This window comes from Pseudomonas allokribbensis, from assembly GCF_014863605.1.
GTDB lineage: Bacteria > Pseudomonadota > Gammaproteobacteria > Pseudomonadales > Pseudomonadaceae > Aquipseudomonas > Aquipseudomonas allokribbensis.
In genome coordinates this window covers 5,066,410-5,087,438 of sequence record NZ_CP062252.1, presented here as the reverse complement: position 1 = coordinate 5,087,438, position 21,029 = coordinate 5,066,410, and the positions used below count along the sequence as shown (strand labels likewise).

20 protein-coding genes are annotated in these 21,029 nt (G+C 60.8%); 15 read left to right on the top strand and 5 right to left on the bottom strand.

Annotated elements, in window-relative coordinates; translation table 11 throughout:
• Positions 1–9: 9 nt before the first annotated feature.
• The 9 genes from IF199_RS23305 to IF199_RS23265 all read left to right on the top strand — a co-directional run bounded on the left by IF199_RS23305 (position 10) and on the right by IF199_RS23265 (position 10,410).
• Positions 10–741 carry a response regulator gene (locus IF199_RS23305; RefSeq protein WP_025112821.1) on the top strand — a complete coding sequence of 244 codons (732 nt, stop codon included), beginning with the start codon at positions 10–12 and terminating at the stop codon, positions 739–741.
• Between the two features lie 31 nt (positions 742–772).
• A complete protein-coding gene (locus tag IF199_RS23300) occupies positions 773–2,200 on the top strand; it encodes an ATP-binding protein (RefSeq protein WP_173861378.1) in 1,428 nt (475 codons plus the stop codon).
• A 104-nt stretch (positions 2,201–2,304) separates the two neighbouring features.
• Positions 2,305–3,564 carry a D-mannose isomerase gene (locus tag IF199_RS23295; RefSeq protein ID WP_192558821.1) on the top strand — a complete coding sequence of 420 codons (1,260 nt, stop codon included), beginning with the start codon at positions 2,305–2,307 and terminating at the stop codon, positions 3,562–3,564.
• A gap of 118 nt (positions 3,565–3,682) precedes the next feature.
• Complete coding sequence (locus tag IF199_RS23290; RefSeq protein WP_192558820.1) at positions 3,683–4,984, top strand: ABC transporter substrate-binding protein; 1,302 nt, start codon at positions 3,683–3,685, stop codon at positions 4,982–4,984.
• Between the two features lie 93 nt (positions 4,985–5,077).
• Positions 5,078–5,986, top strand: coding sequence for a carbohydrate ABC transporter permease (locus IF199_RS23285; RefSeq protein WP_085697145.1), 909 nt, complete (start codon positions 5,078–5,080; stop codon positions 5,984–5,986).
• Positions 5,979–6,824: a carbohydrate ABC transporter permease gene (locus tag IF199_RS23280; RefSeq protein WP_192558819.1), complete on the top strand. Its 846-nt coding sequence runs from the start codon at positions 5,979–5,981 to the stop codon at positions 6,822–6,824. Before IF199_RS23285 ends, IF199_RS23280 begins: the two co-directional genes overlap by 8 nt.
• 2 nt (positions 6,825–6,826) lie before the next feature.
• Positions 6,827–7,987, top strand: a complete 1,161-nt coding sequence (locus tag IF199_RS23275; protein ID WP_096818249.1) for an ABC transporter ATP-binding protein — start codon at positions 6,827–6,829, stop codon at positions 7,985–7,987.
• Between the two features lie 102 nt (positions 7,988–8,089).
• Positions 8,090–9,439 carry a carbohydrate porin gene (locus tag IF199_RS23270; protein WP_192558818.1) on the top strand — a complete coding sequence of 450 codons (1,350 nt, stop codon included), beginning with the start codon at positions 8,090–8,092 and terminating at the stop codon, positions 9,437–9,439.
• 116 nt (positions 9,440–9,555) lie between these two features.
• The gene (locus tag IF199_RS23265) at positions 9,556–10,410 is read left to right on the top strand and encodes a D-hexose-6-phosphate mutarotase (RefSeq protein ID WP_102621293.1); all 855 of its coding nucleotides are present in this window, start codon (positions 9,556–9,558) and stop codon (positions 10,408–10,410) included.
• 41 nt (positions 10,411–10,451) lie between these two features.
• Here the strand turns inward: IF199_RS23265 and IF199_RS23260 are convergent, their stop codons facing one another.
• On the bottom strand, positions 10,452–11,312 hold the full coding sequence (locus IF199_RS23260; protein WP_169842436.1) for a MurR/RpiR family transcriptional regulator: 861 nt from the start codon (positions 11,310–11,312) through the stop codon (positions 10,452–10,454).
• Between the two features lie 226 nt (positions 11,313–11,538).
• Between IF199_RS23260 and zwf the strand changes: the two genes are divergently transcribed.
• The 4 genes from zwf to IF199_RS23240 all read left to right on the top strand — a co-directional run bounded on the left by zwf (position 11,539) and on the right by IF199_RS23240 (position 15,305).
• On the top strand, positions 11,539–13,005 hold the full coding sequence (gene zwf / locus IF199_RS23255) for a glucose-6-phosphate dehydrogenase (RefSeq protein ID WP_192558817.1): 1,467 nt from the start codon (positions 11,539–11,541) through the stop codon (positions 13,003–13,005).
• Complete coding sequence (gene pgl / locus IF199_RS23250; protein ID WP_192558816.1) at positions 12,992–13,705, top strand: 6-phosphogluconolactonase; 714 nt, start codon at positions 12,992–12,994, stop codon at positions 13,703–13,705. The genes zwf and pgl overlap by 14 nt, the downstream gene beginning before the upstream one ends.
• Before the next feature lie 17 nt (positions 13,706–13,722).
• On the top strand, positions 13,723–14,388 hold the full coding sequence (locus IF199_RS23245) for a bifunctional 4-hydroxy-2-oxoglutarate aldolase/2-dehydro-3-deoxy-phosphogluconate aldolase (RefSeq protein ID WP_011335602.1): 666 nt from the start codon (positions 13,723–13,725) through the stop codon (positions 14,386–14,388).
• Between the two features lie 200 nt (positions 14,389–14,588).
• Complete coding sequence (locus tag IF199_RS23240) at positions 14,589–15,305, top strand: intradiol ring-cleavage dioxygenase (RefSeq protein ID WP_192558815.1); 717 nt, start codon at positions 14,589–14,591, stop codon at positions 15,303–15,305.
• On the opposite strand, the gene IF199_RS23235 is transcribed toward IF199_RS23240, so the two are convergent.
• On the bottom strand, positions 15,302–16,483 hold the full coding sequence (locus IF199_RS23235; protein WP_192558814.1) for an aminotransferase class V-fold PLP-dependent enzyme: 1,182 nt from the start codon (positions 16,481–16,483) through the stop codon (positions 15,302–15,304). The genes IF199_RS23240 and IF199_RS23235 overlap by 4 nt on opposite strands.
• Before the next feature lie 24 nt (positions 16,484–16,507).
• Positions 16,508–16,744 (bottom strand): DUF3820 family protein, encoded by a 237-nt coding sequence (locus tag IF199_RS23230; protein ID WP_003213031.1) that lies wholly within the window; start codon positions 16,742–16,744, stop codon positions 16,508–16,510.
• Between the two features lie 205 nt (positions 16,745–16,949).
• On the opposite strand from IF199_RS23230, the gene IF199_RS23225 reads away from it, so the two are divergent.
• Positions 16,950–17,417 (top strand): PA2169 family four-helix-bundle protein, encoded by a 468-nt coding sequence (locus tag IF199_RS23225; RefSeq protein ID WP_096818237.1) that lies wholly within the window; start codon positions 16,950–16,952, stop codon positions 17,415–17,417.
• A gap of 69 nt (positions 17,418–17,486) precedes the next feature.
• Here the strand turns inward: IF199_RS23225 and IF199_RS23220 are convergent, their stop codons facing one another.
• The gene (locus IF199_RS23220) at positions 17,487–17,957 is read right to left on the bottom strand and encodes a MaoC family dehydratase (RefSeq protein WP_003227420.1); all 471 of its coding nucleotides are present in this window, start codon (positions 17,955–17,957) and stop codon (positions 17,487–17,489) included.
• Positions 17,958–17,999: 42 nt separating this feature from the next.
• Positions 18,000–18,944, bottom strand: coding sequence for an alpha/beta hydrolase (locus tag IF199_RS23215; RefSeq protein WP_192558813.1), 945 nt, complete (start codon positions 18,942–18,944; stop codon positions 18,000–18,002).
• 249 nt (positions 18,945–19,193) lie between these two features.
• Between IF199_RS23215 and fadD2 the strand changes: the two genes are divergently transcribed.
• The gene (fadD2, locus tag IF199_RS23210; RefSeq protein WP_192558812.1) at positions 19,194–20,882 is read left to right on the top strand and encodes a long-chain-fatty-acid--CoA ligase FadD2; all 1,689 of its coding nucleotides are present in this window, start codon (positions 19,194–19,196) and stop codon (positions 20,880–20,882) included.
• The last annotated feature ends 147 nt before the right edge of the window (positions 20,883–21,029 follow it).

The following is a 21,029-nucleotide window of genomic DNA, read 5'->3' as shown; positions in this document are numbered from 1 at the left end:
GCCTTCGAAGTGAGTTCAGTCAACAAGTCGATTTTGTTGGTCGATGACGACCAGGAGATACGCGAGTTGCTGGAAACCTACCTGACCCGCGCGGGTTTTCAGGTACGGGCCACGGCCGACGGCGCCAGCTTCCGCCAGGCGCTGAACGAGGCGCCGAGCGATCTGGTGATTCTTGATGTGATGCTGCCCGATGAAGACGGCTTCAGCCTGTGCCGCTGGGTGCGCCAGCATCCGCGTCAGGCTCAGGTGCCGATCATCATGCTGACTGCCAGTTCCGACGAGGCCGATCGGGTGATCGGTCTGGAACTGGGCGCCGACGACTACCTCGGCAAACCCTTCAGCCCCCGCGAACTGCAAGCCCGGATCAAAGCCCTGCTGCGCCGCGCCCAGTTCGGTCAGGAACGCAGCGGCAGTGAAGTGCTGGCGTTCGACGAGTGGCGGCTGGACATGGTCAGCCATCGGCTGTTTCACACCGACGGCGAGGAAGTGATTCTGTCCGGTGCCGACTTCGCCCTGTTGAAACTGTTCCTCGATCACCCCCAGGAAATCCTCGATCGCGACACCATCGGCAACGCCACCCGTGGCCGCGACCTGATGCCGCTTGATCGCATCGTCGACATGGCCGTCAGCCGTTTGCGCCAGCGTCTGCGCGACACCGAAAAGCCGCCGCGGCTGATTCGTACGGTGCGTGGCAGCGGCTACCAACTGGCAGCCAACGTGGTTGCCGGCAATGGTCACTGAGTTCCTGCGCAACACCGCACGCAAAGTGCCGATGCCCCGTTCGCTGCTCGGGCGGATGCTGCTGCTGACGTTGCTCGCGGTGTTGTTCGCCCAGACGCTGTCCAGTGTGATCTGGGTGTCCCAACTGCGCGCGACCCAGCTCGAAGGCCTGGTCACCAGCGCCCGCAGCCTCGCCCATTCGATGACCGCCAGCGTCAGCTATTTCCGCTCGCTGCCGGTGGCCTATCGGCCGCTGGTGCTCGATCAGTTGCGCAGCATGGGCGGCACGCGTTTTGTGGTGACGCTGAATGACAAACCGCTGGGCATGGACGTGTTGCCGGTGACGCCGCGCAAGGCGGCGGTGCTTCAGGCGGTGGATGAGGTGCTGCGTCAGTCGTTGGGCCAGGACACCGATATTCTGGTGACCTTCGTCAGCCCCGATGACCTGCGGATCTTCAATGCCGGGTTGAAACTCGATGAGTTGCCGCGCTCCTGGGCGCATTACGCGCTGACCCTGGAACCGGTGAATCCGCCGGTGCTGGTGACCCAGATCCAGTTGGCACCGGGTGAATGGCTGTACATCGCCTCGCTGTTGCCCGAGCCCTACACCAGTCTCGAAGAGCAAGGCCTGCCGACCCAGCAGGTGTGGTTTATCGTGTTCACCAGCGGCTTTCTGCTGTTGTTCATCGGCCTGCTGGTGCATTGGCAGAGCCGGCCGCTCAAGCGTCTGGCGCGGGCCGCGCGGGACTTGTCGCTGGGCGCCGACGTCGAGCCGGTGGCCGAGGGTGGCGGCAGCGAAGTGGTCGAGGTGGGCCGCGCCTTCAACACCATGCGCGAGCGCATCAGCCGTTACCTGACCGAGCGCAGTCAACTGTTCAGCGCGATTTCCCATGACCTGCGCACGCCGATCACCCGCCTGCGTCTGCGGGTCGAACTGCTGGAAGACGAACAACTGCAAACCAAGTTCGGCCGCGACCTGGATGAGCTGGAGCTGCTGGTCAAAGGCGCGCTGCAATGCGTGAAAGATACCGACATCCACGAGAACATCGAGCCGGTGGATCTCAACCATGTGCTCGACTGCCTGGTGGAGCCGTATCTGGCGCCCAACGGCAATGGCCGCGTCACCCAGCAGGGGCGGGCGCTGGCGGCGTATCCGGGCAAGCCGTTGGCGCTCAAGCGCTGCATTGGCAACTTGATCGACAATGCGCTGAAGTACGGGCAGAACGCGCATCTGCATATCGATGACGACGAGAGTGCGTTCGTGCTGCATGTCGACGACGAAGGCCCGGGCGTGCCGGAGCAGCGGCTGGAGCAGGTGTTCGAACCGCACTTCCGGCTGGCGGGGCAGCAGCAGGGGTATGGGCTTGGATTGGGGATCGCCCGCAACATTGCTCATAGCCATGGCGGTGAAGTGACGTTGCAGAACCTGCGTGAGGGTGGATTGCGCGTGACCCTGCAATTGCCGCGTTCGGCGGATTGATCTGAATGTCACCGATCGGTGACAAAACCCGTCCCCTTCGTTACAAGCCCACCTCGGCCCGTTGTTTAGACTGCCCGCAGTCATAACAACAAAAAAGGCCTTCCATGGATCACTTCAATCCGGGCTTCAGCAGTTGGCTGAACGCCCCTGCCCACCAGCAATGGCTCGCCGACGAAGGCCTGCGCCTGCTGGCATTTGCCAAGGCTTCGCGACTGCCCGAAGGCTTCGGCAATCTCGATGAGCGCGGCCAGCTTCAGGCCGGTGCGCAAGCCGAAACCATGAACACCGCGCGCATGACCCACAGCTTCGCCATGGCCCATATTCAGGGCCTGCCGGGGTTTGCCGAGCTGGTCGATCACGGCATCCAGGCGTTGCGCGGCCCGTTGCGCGATGCGCTGCATGGCGGCTGGTTTGCGGTTGCCGAACACCGTGATGGCAACACCGGCAAGAACGCCTATCTGCATGCTTTCGTGGCCCTCGCGGCCAGTTCCGCTGTGGTCGCCCAGCGTCCTGGCGCACAGGCGTTGCTGGATGACGCCATCGACATTATCGACACGTATTTCTGGAGCGAAGAAGAGGGCGCCATGCGCGAATTCTTCAATCGCGACTGGCGTGAAGAGGAAGCCTATCGCGGCGCCAACAGCAACATGCACGCCACCGAAGCGTTCCTCGCGCTGGCCGATGTCACCGCAGACCCGCGCTGGCTGGTACGTGCGCAGCGCATCGTCGAGCGGGTAATTCATGGTCACGCCGCCGCCAACGACTACCTGGTGATCGAGCATTTCGACCGAAACTGGCAGCCGCTGCGTGAATACAACCACGACAATCCCGCCGACGGTTTCCGTCCTTACGGCACTACGCCGGGCCACGGTTTCGAATGGGCGCGACTGTTGCTGCACCTTGAAGCGGCGCGGGTCCAGGCCGGGATGCTCACGCCGGGCTGGCTGGCCACCGATGCGCAAAAGCTGTTCGAGAATAACTGCCTTCATGGCTGGGACGTCGATGGCGCCCCGGGCATCGTCTACACCCTCGACTGGGACAACAAAGCGGTGGTGCGCCATCGCCTGCACTGGACCCACGCCGAGGCCAGCGCTGCTGCCAGTGCCTTGCTCAAACGTACCGGCGATGCGCAGTACGAAACCTGGTACCGACTGTTCTGGGAATTTTGCGAAGCGAATTTCATCGACCGTTGCGATGGCAGCTGGCATCACGAACTCGATCCGCAAAACCACCCAAGTGCCGATATCTGGGCGGGCAAACCGGATCTGTATCACGCCTGGCAGGCGGTGCTGATCCCGCGTCTGCCGCTGGCGCCGAGCATGGCGACTGCGCTGGCACAGTTGTCCCGGCCCGTTCCTGTGTAACCATGCGGTGACATTTGCGCGTCCCTTCGTTACCTGCGAAGGGAAGCGCTCTGTTTAAACTCGTGTGCAGCGCAAGCACCAGACTTGCATGCATAACAACAAGAAAGGTACATCTCAGATGAATGCGATTTCTCGCCTCGCTACTGTCATTTCTGTCGCCTCCCTGTTCCCGCTCGCTGTGCTGCCCCTGAGTGTTTCCGCTGCCGAATCCAAAGGTTCGGTGGAAGTCGTGCATTGGTGGACGTCCGGTGGCGAAAAAGCTGCTGTCGATGTGCTCAAGGCACAAGTGGAAAAAGACGGTTTCACCTGGAAAGACGGCGCTGTCGCCGGTGGTGGCGGTGCGACTGCCATGACCGTGCTGAAAAGCCGTGCCGTCGCCGGCAACCCGCCGGGCGTTGCCCAGATCAAAGGCCCGGACATCCAGGAATGGGCGTCGACCGGTCTGCTCGACACTGACGTGCTGAAGGACGTTTCCAAGTCCGAGAAGTGGGACAGCCTGCTCGACAAGAAAGTCTCCGACACCGTGAAGTTCGAAGGTGATTACGTAGCCGTTCCGGTGAACATTCACCGTGTGAACTGGCTGTGGATCAACCCGGAAGTCTTCAAGAAAGCCGGTATCGAAAAAGCCCCGACCACCCTCGCAGAATTCTACGCCGCCGGTGACAAGCTCAAGGCTGCGGGTTTCATTCCGCTGGCCCACGGCGGCCAGCCTTGGCAGGACAGCACCGTGTTTGAAGCGGTCGTGCTGTCGGTGATGGGCGTTGATGGTTACAAGAAAGCCCTGGTCGACCTGGACAACGCTGCCCTGACCGGTCCGGAAATGGTCAAGGCCCTGACCGAGCTGAAGAAAGTCGCGACCTACATGGACCAGGACGGCAAAGGCCAGGACTGGAACCTGGAAGCGGCCAAGGTCATCAACGGCAAGGCCGGCATGCAGATCATGGGTGACTGGGCCAAGTCCGAATGGACCGCCGCCAAGAAAGTCGCCGGCAAGGATTACGAGTGCGTAGCCTTCCCGGGCACCGACAAGGCGTTCACCTACAACATCGATTCCCTGGCCGTGTTCAAGCAGAAGGACGCGGGCACCGCGGCCGGTCAGCAGGACATCGCCAAAGTCGTGCTGGGTGAAAACTTCCAGAAAGTCTTCAGCATCAACAAGGGCTCGATCCCGGTGCGCAACGACATGCTCGCCGACATGGGCAAGTACGGTTTCGACTCCTGCGCCCAGACCGCTGCCAAGGACTTCCTGGCAGACGCCAAGAACGGCGGCCTGCAGCCGAGCATGGCGCACAACATGGCGACCACGCTGGCCGTACAGGGTGCGTTCTTTGATGTCGTGACCAACTACATCAACGACCCGAAAGCCGACCCGGCCGACGCTGCGAAGAAACTCGGCACCGCCATCAAGGCTGCCAAGTAACACCAGCGTAGAGCAGCAGCCAGCTTCAAGTCGCGCATCGGCTTGAGGCTGGCAGCTTGCAGCGGTCCCTCATCTTCTTTACTGGATCTTCCCATGAGTTCTGTTGCTGTGTTCAGCAAGGCCTCGCCGTTCGACGCATTGCAGCGCTGGCTACCGAAACTGGTGCTGGCGCCGAGCATGTTCATCGTTCTGGTGGGCTTCTATGGCTATATCCTCTGGACGTTTGTCCTGTCGTTCACCACGTCGACCTTCCTGCCGAACTACAAGTGGGCAGGGCTGGCGCAATACGCGCGGCTGTTCGACAACGATCGCTGGTGGGTGGCGAGCAAGAACCTGGCCGTGTTCGGCGGCATGTTCATCGGCATCACCCTGGTGATCGGCGTGACACTGGCGATTTTCCTCGACCAGAAAATCCGTCGTGAAGGCTTCATCCGCACCATTTACCTGTACCCGATGGCGCTCTCGATGATCGTCACCGGTACCGCGTGGAAATGGCTGCTCAACCCGGGCATGGGCCTGGACAAATTGCTGCGGGACTGGGGCTGGGAAGGCTTCCGTCTCGACTGGCTGATCGACCCGGATCGCGTGGTGTATTGCTTGGTGATCGCGGCGGTCTGGCAAGCGTCGGGCTTCATCATGGCGATGTTCCTCGCTGGTCTGCGTGGCGTTGATCAGTCGATCATCCGTGCCGCCCAGATCGACGGCGCGAGCATGCCGCGCATCTACTGGAAAGTGGTGCTGCCAAGCCTGCGTCCGGTGTTCTTCAGTGCGGTGATGATCCTGGCGCACATTGCGATCAAGAGCTTCGACCTGGTGGCGGCCATGACGGCCGGCGGCCCGGGTTATTCCTCCGACCTGCCGGCGATGTTCATGTACTCGTTCACGTTCAGTCGTGGGCAGATGGGCATGGGCTCGGCCAGTGCGATTCTTATGCTCGGTGCGATCCTCGCGATCATCGTGCCTTACCTGTACTCCGAGCTGAGGACCAAGCGCCATGACTAGTCTCGCTGCCAAACCTTCCATCAACCTGAGCCGCATCGCGATCTACGCGGTGCTGATCCTCGCGGTCCTGCTGTATCTGGTACCGCTGGTGGTCATGCTGTTGACCAGTTTCAAGACCCCGGAAGACATCTCCACCGGCAACCTGCTGAGCTGGCCGACCGTGGTCAGCGGCATCGGCTGGGTGAAAGCCTGGGCGACTGTTGACGGTTACTTCTGGAACTCGATCAAGATCACCGTTCCGGCTGTGATCATCTCCACCGCCATCGGTGCGTTGAACGGCTACGTGCTGTCGTTCTGGCGCTTCCGCGGTTCGCAGCTGTTCTTCGGCCTGTTGCTGTTCGGCTGCTTCCTGCCGTTCCAGACCGTGCTGCTGCCGGCGTCGTTCACCCTCGGCAAGATGGGCCTGGCGAGCACCACCACCGGCCTTGTGTTCATCCATGTGGTCTACGGTCTGGCGTTCACCACGCTGTTTTTCCGTAACTACTACGTGAGCATTCCGGATGCGCTGATCAAGGCGGCACGCCTGGACGGTGCAGGGTTCTTCACCATCTTCCGCATGATCATCCTGCCGATGTCGACGCCGATCATCATGGTCTGCCTGATCTGGCAGTTCACCCAGATATGGAACGACTTCCTGTTCGGTGTGGTGTTCTCCAGCGGTGATTCGCAACCGATCACGGTGGCGCTGAACAACCTGGTCAACACCAGCACCGGGGCCAAGGAATACAACGTGGACATGGCGGCGGCGATGATCGCCGGGCTGCCGACCCTGCTGGTCTATGTGGTCGCAGGCAAGTATTTCGTGCGCGGGCTGACGGCCGGCGCAGTCAAGGGGTAATCATGGCTACGCTCGAACTTCGCAATGTAAACAAGACCTACGGTGCCGGCCTGCCGGACACCCTGAAGAACATCGAACTGTCGATCAAGGACGGTGAGTTCCTGATCCTTGTCGGGCCTTCGGGCTGCGGCAAGTCGACCCTGATGAACTGCATCGCCGGCCTGGAAACCATCACCGGCGGCGCGATCATGATCGGTGACCAGGACGTCAGCGGCATGAGCCCGAAAGATCGCGACATCGCCATGGTGTTCCAGTCCTACGCGCTGTACCCGACCATGAGCGTGCGCGAGAACATCGAGTTCGGTCTGAAGATCCGCAAGATGAGCCAGTCGGCCATCGACGAAGAAGTCGCCCGCGTGGCCAAGCTGCTGCAGATCGAGCACCTGCTCAATCGCAAGCCGGGCCAGCTCTCCGGTGGCCAGCAACAGCGCGTGGCGATGGGCCGTGCACTGGCGCGCCGACCGAAGATCTATCTGTTCGACGAACCGCTGTCCAACCTCGACGCCAAGCTGCGCGTCGAGATGCGCACCGAAATGAAACTGATGCACCAGCGCCTGAAAACCACCACGGTCTACGTGACCCACGACCAGATCGAAGCGATGACCCTGGGCGACAAGGTGGCGGTGATGAAGGACGGGATCATCCAGCAGTTCGGTACGCCGAAAGAGATCTACAACGACCCGGCCAACCTGTTCGTGGCGAGCTTCATCGGTTCGCCGCCGATGAACTTCATCCCGCTGCGCCTGCAGCGCAAGGATGGTCGTCTGGTGGCGCTGCTCGACAGCGGCCAGGCCCGTTGCGAGCTGCCAATGGCGATGCAGGACGCCGGTCTTGAAGACCGCGAAGTGATCCTCGGCCTGCGTCCGGAGCAGATTGTTCTGGCGAACGGCGAGGGCAACGGCCTGCCGAGCATCAAGGCTGAAGTGCAAGTCACCGAGCCGACCGGTCCGGACACCCTGGTGTTCGTCAACCTCAACGACACCAAGGTCTGCTGCCGTCTGGCCCCGGACGTGGCGCCGCAGGTGGGTGAGACCCTGACCCTGCAATTCGATCCGTCGAAAGTGCTGCTGTTCGACGCCAAGAGCGGCGAGCGCCTGGGCGTTGCCGGTCTGCCGAAGACTGAAGCGCACAGCGCCAACGTCGCTCAGTTCAAAGGTCGGTAAGAAATCAATGTGGGAATGAGCCTGCAACAGGCTCATTTCTGCAGGGGATGTAAACCGCGTTGGAAAAAAACAGTTAATAACAATAAAGACGAGGATGTAGGGATGAAAAAGAAACACGTCAATGCCCGGTTGATCTGCCAAATGTCAGCTGCGGCCGCATTGGTTCTGGCCGGCAATGCCATGGCCGCCGATGCATTCAGCTCCGATTCCAAGTGGATGACGGGCGACTGGGGTGGTGAGCGGACCAAGCTGATCGAGCAAGGCATCGACATCAAGGCCGACTACGTTGGGGAAATGGGCGCCAACCTGCATGGCGGCTACAACGACGACAAGACCGGCCGCTACAGCGACCAGTTCGGTCTGGGCGTGGCACTGGACCTGCAAAAACTCTGGGGCTGGGACAACACTCAGGCCAAGATCCAACTGACCAACCGTAACGGTCAGAACATTTCCAACGACCGCGTTGGCGATCCGCGTGCCGGCACCCTGTCTTCCTCGCAGGAAGTCTACGGTCGTGGCCACATGGTGCGTCTGACCCAACTGTGGATTCAGCACCAGTTCTTCGACAACAAACTCGACGTCAAGGCCGGTTACTTCGGTGAAGGCGAAGACTTCAACACCTTCCCGTGCGAATTCCAGAACCTGGCGTTCTGCGGCTCGCAGGTGGGTAACTGGGCGACCAACATCTGGTACAACTGGCCCGTCAGCCAGGCCGCGATCCGCGTGAAGTACAACATCAACGACGAGCTCTACGCGCAGATCGGCGCGTACAACCAGAACCCGTCGCAGCTGGAACACGGCAACGGCTTCAAGCTCAGCGGCAGCGGCACCGCCGGTACCGTGTTGCCGGTCGAACTGGTCTGGTCGCCGAAGGTCAACAGCCTGCCGGGCGAATACCGCGTCGGTTACTACAAGAGCACGGCTGATGCCAATGACGTCCGTGAAGACATCAACGGCAACGACGCAGCAACCACCGGTAACGCCTACCGTACCCACAGCAGCAAGCACGGCTACTGGTTCGTTGCGCAACAGCAACTCACCAGCCACAACGGCGACGCTTCCCGTGGCCTGAACATCGCGGCCAACGCCACGTTCCACGACAAGGACACCAACTTCATCGACAACTATCAGTCGGTGATGTTTGTCTACAAGGGCCCGTTCGATGCACGTCCGAAGGATGACGTCGGTATCGGTGCCGCGCGTATCCATGTCAACGACGACGTGAAGAAAAACGCCGAGCTGCTGAACGCTTCCAACGGTGTTTCGGACTACGACAATCCGGTGTTCTCGCCGATTCGCGAGACCGAATACAACTACGAGATCAACTACGGCTTCCACGTCACCAACTGGCTGACCGTGCGTCCTAACCTGCAATACATCACTCATCCGGGTGGTGTGGATCAAGTGGACAACGCTTTGGTCGCTGGCCTGAAAATTCAGTCTGCGTTCTAACGCGTCTGCGATAAGCTCCTCTCTATGTGCGCATATTTGCGGATAGCCCAGGCTGTCCGCTTTTTTTTGCAAAGGGGCGTCGCAGCCCATGAAAGTTGAATCTGGAACCGTGGCCCATGCATGAGCATCCGCTGCAACGCTTCTTCAAATCCTTGCGCGAACGACCGGTGTTCGCCTGGGAGCGCTATCAGATGCGCGATGTGCTGGTGATCGACCATCCGCTATGTCAGGCGGTGTTCAGTCGTCAGGGCGCGCAGTTGCTGCATTTTCAACCGCGCGGGCAAAAACCGTGGCTGTGGTGCGCGGCAAAGTGGCCGCATGTCGGCGCGATCCGTGGCGGTGTGCCGGTTTGCTGGCCGTGGTATGGCCGTCATCCGAGCGAAAACGCGTGGCCGTCCCACGGCTGGGCGCGACTATTGGACTGGAAACTGCTCGACAGCAGCACCAGCGATGACGGCGTGCGCCTGCATTGGCAATTGCAGCTGTGCGACTGGCAGGTGGACCTGCACGCGCACCTGGGTGAACGCATGGAATTGCGCCTGAGCACCGAGCATCAGGACGACATGCCGTGCCAGTTGAGCCAGGCTTTGCACGCTTACTGGCGTATTGGCGATGTGAGTGAGATAGCGCTGTCTGGGCTCGAAGGGGCGCAGGGTTACGATCAGTTGAACCGTGAGATTTGTCAGCAGGAAGGCGAATTACGGGTCGATGGCGGCTGTCAGCGCGTGTTCCAGCACGACGGCGAATTGCAGCTCAAGGATCACGCCTGGCAGCGCGAGTTGTGCATCGATACCGGTGACAGCGCGGACACGGTGGTCTGGCATCCGGGCGCACGGCCGTTGTTGGGCGTGACTTGGGATGAGATCTCGGAATTTGTCTGTGTTGAAGCGGCGGCGGGTGGGACTGACAGTCTGCATCTGGCGCCGGGGGAGAAGGCGCATTTGAGTTTGCAGGCTTGGGCTGCGGCTTAGTCACCGCTCCCACGCGCAAGCGTGGGAGCGGTCAGCACGAACTAGTTGAACTCGTCACCCACCGGATACCGGCTCGCATTCAAACTCTCTTTGATCTTGCGCAGATGCGGCTGGAAATCCACCCCGCGACGCAAGGTCATCCCCGTCGCCAGCACATCCAGCACCGTCAATTGAATGATCCGCGAGGTCATCGGCATGTAGATGTCGGTGTCTTCCGGCAGCGGAATGTTCAGGCTCAGGGTGCTAGCCTTGGCCAGTGGCGAGTTCTCGGCGGTCAGACCCAGTACCGAAGCACCGTTCTCCCGGGCGATGCGCGCCACTTCCACCAGTTCGCGGGTGCGCCCGGTGTAGGAAATGATCACGAACAGCTCGCCAGTGTGCGCCACCGACGCAATCATCCGTTGCATCAGTACATCGGCGTGGGCTGTCACCGCCAGGTTGAAACGGAAGAACTTGTGCTGCGCATCCAAAGCCACCGGGGCCGAGGCGCCCAGGCCGAAGAAGTGGATCTGCCGGGCCTGGATCAACAGGTCGACGGCGCGGCTGATCAGGTTCGGGTCCAGCGCCTGGCAGGCGCTGTCGAGCGAGGCGATGGCGCTGCCGAAAATTTTCTGTGTGTAGGCTTCGGGATTGTCGTCGGCCTCTACTGCACGGCTGACATACGCCGCGCCGCTGGCCAGGCTCTGGGCCAGTTGCAGCTTGAGTTCGGGGTAGCCGCTGACACCGAACGAACGGCAGAAACGGTTGACCGTCGGTTCACTGACCGACGCCGCCTGGGCGAGGGCGGCGATACTGAAGCGGGTGGCCTGCTGTGGGTTGAGCAGGATCACTTCGGCGACTTTGCGTTCGGCCTTGTTCAGCTCTTCAAGGCGACTCTGGATTTGTTCCAGTAAATTTCGCACGCGGTCCATAAGAATTCCTAGATTCACCGGCGCCGATAAGCGCGCGGCTATGCAAATTGGGCCTTTGATGTGGCCCGTGACGGTGGCCTATCCTACTGATGGCTCCGACCGACCACCACTCGGAATCTGTATTTTGCGAAAATGTTGTGGTTATTACTACATTTTCCCTTGAGTGATGCCTTGAAAAAAGGTATTTGTAGCTTAACTTGATAAAAGAACAAACATCATGCCTTCGATTACGGTTGAACCGTGCACCTTCGCCTTGTTCGGCGCCTTGGGCGATCTGGCCCTGCGCAAGCTGTTTCCTGCCCTTTATCACCTGGATGGCGCCGGCCTGCTGCACGAGGACACGCGTATTATCGCGCTGGCCCGTGAAGAAGGCACTGAACAGCAGCACATGGCATTCATTGCTGCCGAACTGCGCCGCTACGTGGGCAAGGAACTGGACGAGGCCGTGGCCGAGCGCTTTCTGGCGCGCCTGACCTACCTGCACGTCGACTTCCTCAAGGCTGAAGATTACGTGGCGCTGGCCGATCTGGCGGGCACCAAACAACGCATGATTGCCTACTTCGCCACCCCGGCGGCGGTGTACGGCGCGATCTGCGAGAACCTGGCGAAAGTCGGTCTGGCCGAAAACACCCGCGTGGTGCTGGAAAAACCGATCGGCTCGGACCTCGAATCCTCGCGCAAGGTCAACGACGCCGTGGCGCAGTTCTTCCCGGAGAACCGCACCTACCGCATCGACCACTACCTGGGCAAAGAGACGGTACAAAACCTGATCGCCCTGCGTTTCGCCAACAGCCTGTTCGAAACCCAGTGGAACCAGCATTACATCTCCCACGTGGAAATCACCGTGGCCGAGAAGGTCGGCATCGAAGGCCGCTGGGGCTATTTCGACAAGGCCGGCCAGCTGCGCGACATGATCCAGAACCACCTGCTGCAACTGCTTTGCCTGATTGCCATGGACCCGCCGGCCGACCTGTCCGCCGACAGCATCCGTGACGAAAAAGTGAAAGTGCTCAAGGCCCTGGCGCCGATCAGCCCGGAAGGCCTGACCACTCAAGTGGTGCGCGGCCAGTACATTGCCGGCCACAGCGAAGGAAAATCCGTACCGGGTTACCTCGAAGAACCGAATTCCAACACTCAGAGCGACACCGAAACCTTCGTCGCCCTGCGTGCCGATATCCGCAACTGGCGCTGGGCCGGCGTGCCGTTCTACCTGCGCACCGGCAAGCGCATGCCGCAGAAACTGTCGCAGATCGTCATCCACTTCAAGGAACCGTCGCACTACATCTTCGCCCCGGAGCAGCGCCTGCAGATCAGCAACAAACTGATCATCCGTCTGCAACCGGACGAAGGCATTTCCCTGCGTGTGATGACCAAGGATCAAGGCCTGGACAAGGGCATGCAGCTGCGCAGCGGCCCGTTGCAACTGAATTTCTCCGACACCTGGCGCAGCGCGCGGATCCCCGACGCCTACGAGCGGTTGTTGCTGGAAGTGATGAACGGCAATCAGAACCTGTTTGTCCGTAAAGATGAAATCGAAGCCGCGTGGAAGTGGTGTGACCAGTTGATCGCCGGGTGGAAAAAGTCCGGTGACGCGCCCAAGCCGTATGCGGCCGGGTCGTGGGGGCCGATGAGCTCCATTGCATTGATCACGCGGGACGGGAGGTCGTGGTATGGCGATATCTGATGTGAAACTGCCCGCGGGCGTGAATGCCCACGAATTCAAGAGCCCGGTGTTGCTCGCCGAAGGCCTGGCGCTGAATGTCGCCAAGCAGTTGAGCGATGCATTGACAGCGCGCGGCAACGCTGTGCTGGTGGTGTCCGGCGGTCGTAGCCCGGTGGCGTTTTTCCAGCACCTGGCCAAGCAGGAACTGGACTGGTCGAAGGTCGTCGTGACCCTGGCCGACGAGCGCTGGGTGCCGGTCGAACACGCCGACAGCAACGCCGGCCTGCTCAAGCAGTATCTGCTCAAGGGCCCGGCGGCCAAGGCGCAGTTCCTCAGTCTCTACAGCGCGGCGGCCAACGTCGAGCAGGCTGCGGAGCAGGCCGATCGGTTGCTCGCCGAGTTGCCGCCGATCGACGTGCTGGTGTTGGGCATGGGCGATGACGGTCACACCGCGTCGCTGTTCCCGGACAGTCCGAACCTGGCTGAAGCCCTGCAAGCCGATGGCACTCGTCGTTGCTGGCCGATGCTGGCGCCAAGCGTGCCGCGTCAACGCCTGACCATGAGCCGGGCACTGCTGGCCTCGGCACGGCACAAGATTCTGTCGATTTCCGGTCAGTCGAAACTGACCACCCTGAATGCCGCACTGGCATCCAACGACGTCGCCGCCATGCCGGTTCGCGCGTTTCTGCAACCTACGTTAGAGATTTACTGGTGCCCATGAGCCAAGGAACAGCCGCTATGACAACCCCATCCCCGACCGTTTCCATGGCGGACAAAGTTGCCCTGATCGACAGCCTCTGCGCCAAGGCGCGGATCCTGCCGGTGATCACCATCGCCCGTGAACAGGACGTGCTGCCGCTGGCCGACGCCCTGGCCGCCGGTGGTCTGACCGCGCTGGAAGTGACCCTGCGTTCGCAGTTCGGTCTCAAGGCGATCCAGATCCTGCGCGAACAGCGCCCGGAGCTGGTGACCGGTGCCGGCACCGTGCTCGACCGCAACATGCTGGCTGCGGCGGAAGCGGCCGGTTCGCAATTCATCGTCACCCCGGGCATCACCCGTGACCTGCTGGAAGCCAGTGTCGAAAGCCCGATCCCGCTGCTGCCGGGCATCAGCAACGCCTCCGGCATCATGGAAGGCTATGGCCTGGGTTATCGCCGCTTCAAGCTGTTCCCGGCTGAAGTCAGCGGCGGCGTCGCAGCCATCAAGGCCCTCGGCGGCCCGTTCGGCGAAGTGAAATTCTGCCCGACTGGCGGCGTCGGCCCGGCCAACATCAAGAGCTACATGGCGCTGAAAAACGTCATGTGCGTGGGCGGTAGCTGGATGCTGGATCCTGAGTGGATCAAGAACGGCGACTGGGCCCGCATTCAGGAATGCACCGCCGAGGCTCTGGCGCTGCTGGACTGATGTTTCTGAAATAGTTTTTTCCTGACACTTCGTTGTGTGTTCTACGGCTTTAACGGTGCGCTTGGTCGGTGCACCGTTTTTTTTTGCCCGCAAAAAACCTTCGTTATCTCGAGATACGTTATCTGGAGATACATAGTTACCGCACCTGGCTTGGTGTGTGGCGCTAACCTGCGTTCATCTTATGGAAGAGAGAACGCGTCATGGATAACCAGCCTTCAGCGCCATCGGTTTATCAACTGGCCCCCGAGCAAGTCGCCGGGCCGTATTTTCGCAATCCCAAACTGCTGCGCCGCAACATCAGCGAAGGTGCCGAGGGCCTGCCTTCGCTGCTGCGCCTGACCATCGTCGATGCCATGACCGCCGAACCGGTCAGTGGTGCACTGGTGGATATCTGGCACTGCAACGCACGGGGCGCCTATTCCGGCTGGAGTCGGGTCAACCCGGACCAGGAAGTCGATGTCGAAGACATCGGTTCAATCCCGCGAACCGACGACGACACCTACCTGCGCGGCGGTCAGTTCAGCGATCACAAGGGCAGGGTGCGCTTCACCACCATCTATCCGGGGTTTTATGCCGGACGTGCCCTGCACATTCACGTGGCGGTGCGCATCGTCGCCGGCAACGAATACCTGGACGAGCGCAATGTGGCCTGGGTCGGGCAGCTGTATTTTCCCGAGGTGGTTTCTCGCGGGGTGCTCAACGCCAAGGCGTATCGCGGGCGCGGCTCGGTACCGGTGTGCAATGCCAACGATGTCTATTACGCCAACATGGGTGGAGAGGCCTCGACCCTGAGCGTCTGGCCGATCGGCCGCGACTCCCACGAGGACGGTTACTTCGGCCACCTCACGATCGGCATCGACACCTTTGCGGTGTCGTCGCAGATCAAGCCCGAGGACTTCGACAAGTACACGGTTTAACGCAGTTCATTCAGCGCCAGAACCAGCGACTGGATCTCCGCCGCCGTCGTGGTCAACGACGGCGTGATACGGATGCATGGCCCGCAGGCTGCACCGTTGCGCACGACGGTGAACAGGTTGTAGTCGCTGAGCAGGCGTTCGACCATCGCCTGCTGGTCGGCATGCCGGGTAAAACGCATCGAGGTGATGCCGCAATACAGACGTGGATCGTCCGGGGTCGTGACTTCGATGCCCGGCAGATTGCGCACGGCGCTGACCCACAGGTTGCGCAGGTAATTGACCCGTGCGCCCTTGGCCGCCGCGCCACCGAGTGAGCGGTGTTCCTCGAACACCAGCGGCAGGGTCATCAGCGCCGGAATGTTCGGCGTGCTGTGGGGTGTGCGCGAGCGGATGTCGTTGAGCGGGAAATGCATCTCGCCCATGTCCGGGTCGATGTCGGCCAAGCGTTGCGGGGCGATATACAGAAAGCCCAGGGTCAGCGGCGAGCCGATCCATTTGTGCAGGTTGTACCCGGCGAAGGCGATGCCCAGCGCTTCCAGATCGAACTCGATCTGGCCGAGGGCATGGGCGCCATCGAGGATGATATCGACGCCATGTTCCTTGGCCAGCGAGGCGATGGCCTGCACCGGCATCACCAGTCCGGTGCGGTGGGTGACGTGGGTCAGCGCCATCAGCTTGAGCTTCGGATAGCGAGTGAAGGCTTCGCGGTAGGTCGCCAGCAGGCTGTCGAAGCTGGCCGGGTGCGTGTGCTCGATCTCGATCACCTCGACCCCGCGATGGCGGGCCAGCCAACGCATGGCGCCCTTGACCGTGTCGTATTCCAGATCGCAGATCAGCACCTGATCGCCAGGTTCGAGACGGTTGTAGTTGCGGATCAGCGACTGCAGGCCAGCGGTGGCGTTCTGAGTGAAGGCGATGCTTTGCGCACGCACGCCGATCAACTCGGCCAGTTGCGCGCGGATGTCGAGGCTGTCGTGCTGTTCAAAGCGTTGGCGCACGTAGATCGAGTTGCTGTTGTTGATCAGCTCGATGTGGCGCTGGTAGTCCTCGACCACGGTGCGCGACATGCGTCCGAAGTAGCCGTTTTCCAGGTTCACGGGGCCGGGGTGGCGGTCGTAACGGTCGGCGAAGGTTTGCCAGAAGGCTTCGTCTCGGGCGCGGCGGGTGTTATCGGGCATGGTCGACTCGGATCAGGATGCGCCTCAGTGGCGCGGGGCGGGTTTGCCATGTTTGGCGCGCAGCGGTTCAAGCAGCTCCGACAGGCCGTTGTGATCGATTTCCTGCATCAGCGCCAACAGGCCGCCGAGTTCGCCGTGGGGGAAACCTTCCCGGGCGAACCAGTTCAGGTACGGGCCGGGGAGGTCGGCGATGATCCGTCCCTTGTATTTGCCGAAGGGCATTTCGCGGGTAATCAGCAGTTCGAGTTTTTCGGGATTCATTGCACGGATCGTCTGAGTTCAAAACAGTCTGGAAAATACAGGCATTCTGCATGCAGGCCAAATGACAGATCATGCAAATAACAGGCATACAGATTTCGTCTTTATGAGTAACTTATTGAAAATAAAAGAATAAATTCAATAGAAAAAACTGGCACGGCCACTGCAACACTCCTTGCACCTTCCACCGAACGCAAGGAATTGAAAAATGACTGACCTCAATAAAGAAGCCATCTCCGTCCTCAACGACCTGATTGAAACCAGCAAGGACGGTCAGGAAGGGTTCAAGACCTGTGCAGAAGACATCAAACACCCTGAACTGAAAACCCTGTTCGTGAAACGCTCCGCCGACTGCGCTACGGCTGCCGCCGAATTGCAGGCGACCGTGCGTTCAATGGGTGGCGATCCGGAAACTTCCACCAGCGTCAGCGGCGATCTGCATCGTCGCTGGGTCGACGTCAAAGCCGTGTTTACCGGCAAGGACGAAGAAGCGGTGCTCAACGAAGCCGAGCGCGGTGAAGACCATGCCCTGAAGGCCTATCGTGAAGCGATCGAGAAGATCAACAAGCACAACCTGGTGGGCATCCGTGATCTGGTCGAACGCCAGTACCACGGCGTGCAACGTAATCACGATCAAGTGAAAGCCCTGCGTAACCAGGCTCGCGCACGCTCTTAAGCGTTCGAGGCCAAGAAAAAACGCCAGCTAGTCTGGCGTTTTTTTGTGTCCGGATTTAACCGAGATTGATCAGCCGATGCTGATCGCCGGCAAGGTCGGCAGGGTAACGGTCTGTTGTTTACGCGGAGCCAGAATCTCGGCTTCACCGTCCACGACCAATTCATCGCGCTGGTTGAATACGCGAGTGGCAATGCGCACGCGGAATTTCGGCAGTTTCTCGAGGATTTCCAGGCGTACGGTCAGGGTGTCGCCGATCTTTACCGGCTTCTGGAAGCTCATCTGCTGACCGATATAAATGGTGCCCGGCCCAGGCAGCTCGCACGCCACGGCCGCACTGATCAGCGCGCCGCTGAACATGCCGTGGGCGATGCGTTCCTTGAACATGCTGGCGGCGGCGAACTCGGCGTCCAGGTGCACCGGGTTGTGGTCGCCGGACATCGCGGCGAACAGCTGGATGTCACGCTCTTCGACAGTCTTGCTGTAGCTGGCGGTCTGGCCGACTTCGAGGGCTTCGTAAGGGATGTTGGTAACCTGGGTCATCGGTCTTGATTCCTGTGACGGATTAAATGAATCCACAAAAAATTATTCGCTGCGGTGCGGTCGGCGATGGCTCAGGGCCTGGTCGATCCAGGCCAGCACATCGGCGGTCACTTCGTCGCGGTTGGTCTCGTTGAACAATTCGTGCCGCGCCTGCGGGTAGATCTTCAGTTGCAGATTGTGGCTGCCGGCCGAGCGCAAGGCATTGGCCAGATCAGTCAGACGCTTGCCTTCGCTCACCGGATCACATTCGCCGCCAATCACCAGCAGCGGCAGGCCCGGGTCGATCTGGGCGAGATTGGACGCTTTGCTGATTTGCTGCAACCCGCCGAGCAGGTCGATCCACAACTGATTGGTGCAGCGAAAGCCGCACAGCGGATCGGTGGCGTACTTGTCGACTTCGGCCGGGTCGCGACTCAGCCAGTCAAACGCGGTGCGCGCCGGTTTGAATTTATTGTTGAACGAGCCGAACGACAGCCATTCGATCAGCGCGCTGCGGCCCTTGGCGCCCTGGCGCAGCTTTTCGAACCGGGCGATCTGCCGGGCTGCGCGGTACAGCGCCACCGGCTGGAAATTCGAGCCGCTGAGAATTGCGCCGTGCAGGCTGGCGCTGTGATGCAGTAAATAAGCCTGCGCGATGTAGCTGCCCATGCTGTGCCCGAGCAGCACGATCGGCACGCCCGGATGACGCTGGCCGAGGAACTGGTTGAGGCTCGCGAGATCGCCGACCACCTTGCACCAGCCATCGTCATCGGCGAAATGCCCGAGCGTCCCATGATCGGCGGTTTTGCCATGCCCGCGCTGATCGGGCGCGTAAACACCGTAACCTTCGGCGCAGAACGACTCGGCCAGTCGCGCATACCGAGCGCTGTGCTCGGCCATGCCGTGAGCCAGAAGAACTAGGGCCTTCAGCGGCGCGTTCGGCAACCATTGGTTGACGAAGAGGCGGCTGCGGTCACTCGCGTCCAGCCAGAAAGTGTCGTGGATCATGGCGATTCCTTTTGCTGCATGCTTTTGCTGCAGGGGCCAGCAGAGGTTGCATTGTATAGCGCGTCCGATCAGCTCACACCACGGCTGGAAGATTCACACGATCAATGAGGACGTCGCCCATATTTGCCTGAATGACCATAGCTGCTAGTGTCCGTGAAGCCCCGCTTTTTGCTTTCGGCTTTTTCAAGGACAAGAGAAAAATGACAGCGAAGCGGCCCCGGATCGGCTCAGGTAAAGAGGACAAGAACAATGCAACCTGATTTCTGGAATGACAAACGCCCGGCGGGCGTACCCCTGGACATCGACGTGGGTGAGTTCAAGTCGGTGATCGAGGTGTTCGAGCGTTCCTGCAAGAAATTCGCTGATCGCCCGGCGTTCAGCAACATGGGCGTGACCCTGACCTATGCCGAACTTGAGCGCCAGAGCGCCGCGTTCGCCGGTTACCTGCAAGCCCACACCGATCTGGTGCCAGGGGATCGCATCGCGGTGCAGATGCCCAACGTCCTGCATTATCCGATTGCCGTGTTCGGCGCGCTGCGCGCCGGGCTGATCGTGGTCAACACCAACCCGCTGTACACCGCGCGGGAGATGCGTCACCAGTTCAAGGACTCCGGCGCCCGGGCGCTGGTGTACCTGAACATGTTCGGCCAGAAGGTCCAGGAAGTGCTGCCGGACACCGACATCCAGTACCTGATCGAAGCGAAGATGGGCGACCTGATGCCCACCGCCAAGGGCTGGCTGGTCAACACCGTGGTCAGCAAAGTGAAGAAAATGGTCCCGGCGTACTCGCTGCCCCAGGCGATTTCCTTCAAGAGCGCCTTGCGCATGGGCCGGGGCCTGGGCATCAAGCCGCTGAAGGTCGGCCTGGACGACATCGCCGTCCTGCAATACACCGGCGGCACCACCGGCCTGGCCAAGGGCGCGATGCTGACCCACGGCAATCTGGTGGCCAACATGCAGCAGGTTCGCGCCTGTCTCGGCCAGTTCGGCAGCGACGGCCAGCCGCTGCTGCGCGAAGGTCAGGAGGTGATGATCGCGCCGCTGCCGCTGTACCACATCTATGCCTTCACCGCGAATTGCATGTGCATGATGGTGTCCGGCAATCACAACGTGCTGATCACCAATCCGCGAGACATCGGCGGCTTCATCAAGGAACTGAAGAACTGGAAGTTCTCGGCGCTGCTGGGGCTCAACACGCTGTTCGTCGCGCTGATGGATCATCCGGACTTCAAGACCCTGGATTTCTCCACCCTCAAGCTCACCAACTCCGGCGGCACTGCGCTGGTCAAGGCCACCGCCGAGCGCTGGGAGCAGCTCACCGGTTGCCGCATCACCGAAGGCTACGGCCTGACCGAAACTTCGCCGGTAGCCTGCACCAACCCTTACGGCGATCTTTCACGAATCGGCACGGTCGGTCTGCCGGTGCCGGGCACTCGGCTGAAAGTCATCAATGACGACGGCGTCGAGCAACCTTTGGGCGAGCGCGGCGAACTGTGCATCAAGGGCCCGCAGATCATGAAGGGCTACTGGCAGAAACCCGAGGCCACCGCCGAGGTGCTGGATGCCGAGGGCTGGTTCAAGTCCGGCGACATTGCGGTGATCGACCCGGACGGTTTCGTGCGTATCGTCGATCGCAAGAAGGACATGATCATCGTCTCCGGTTTCAACGTGTACCCGAACGAAATCGAAGACGTGGTGATGGCCCACCCGAAAGTCGCCAACTGCGCGGTGATCGGCGTGCCGGACGAACGTTCCGGGGAAGCGGTGAAGCTGTTTGTGGTGGCACGGGAAACCGGCGTGAGCCTGGAAGAACTGAAGGCCTACTGCAAAGAGAATTTCACCGCGTACAAGGTGCCGAAACACATCGTGCTGCGTGAGTCGTTGCCGATGACGCCTGTCGGGAAGATTCTGCGGCGTGAGTTGCGCGATATCGCCTGATCGGTGAGTGGCCGCGCCTGACGCATCTGCGTTGAGGCCTGAAGATCGCAGCCTCTGGTGGCTTCCCTGAAGCCGCTGAAGGCTGCGATCTTTTGCTTTTTGTCCCGGAATTCCGGGGCTTTCAGAGAGTTATAGGATTTTTGCTCT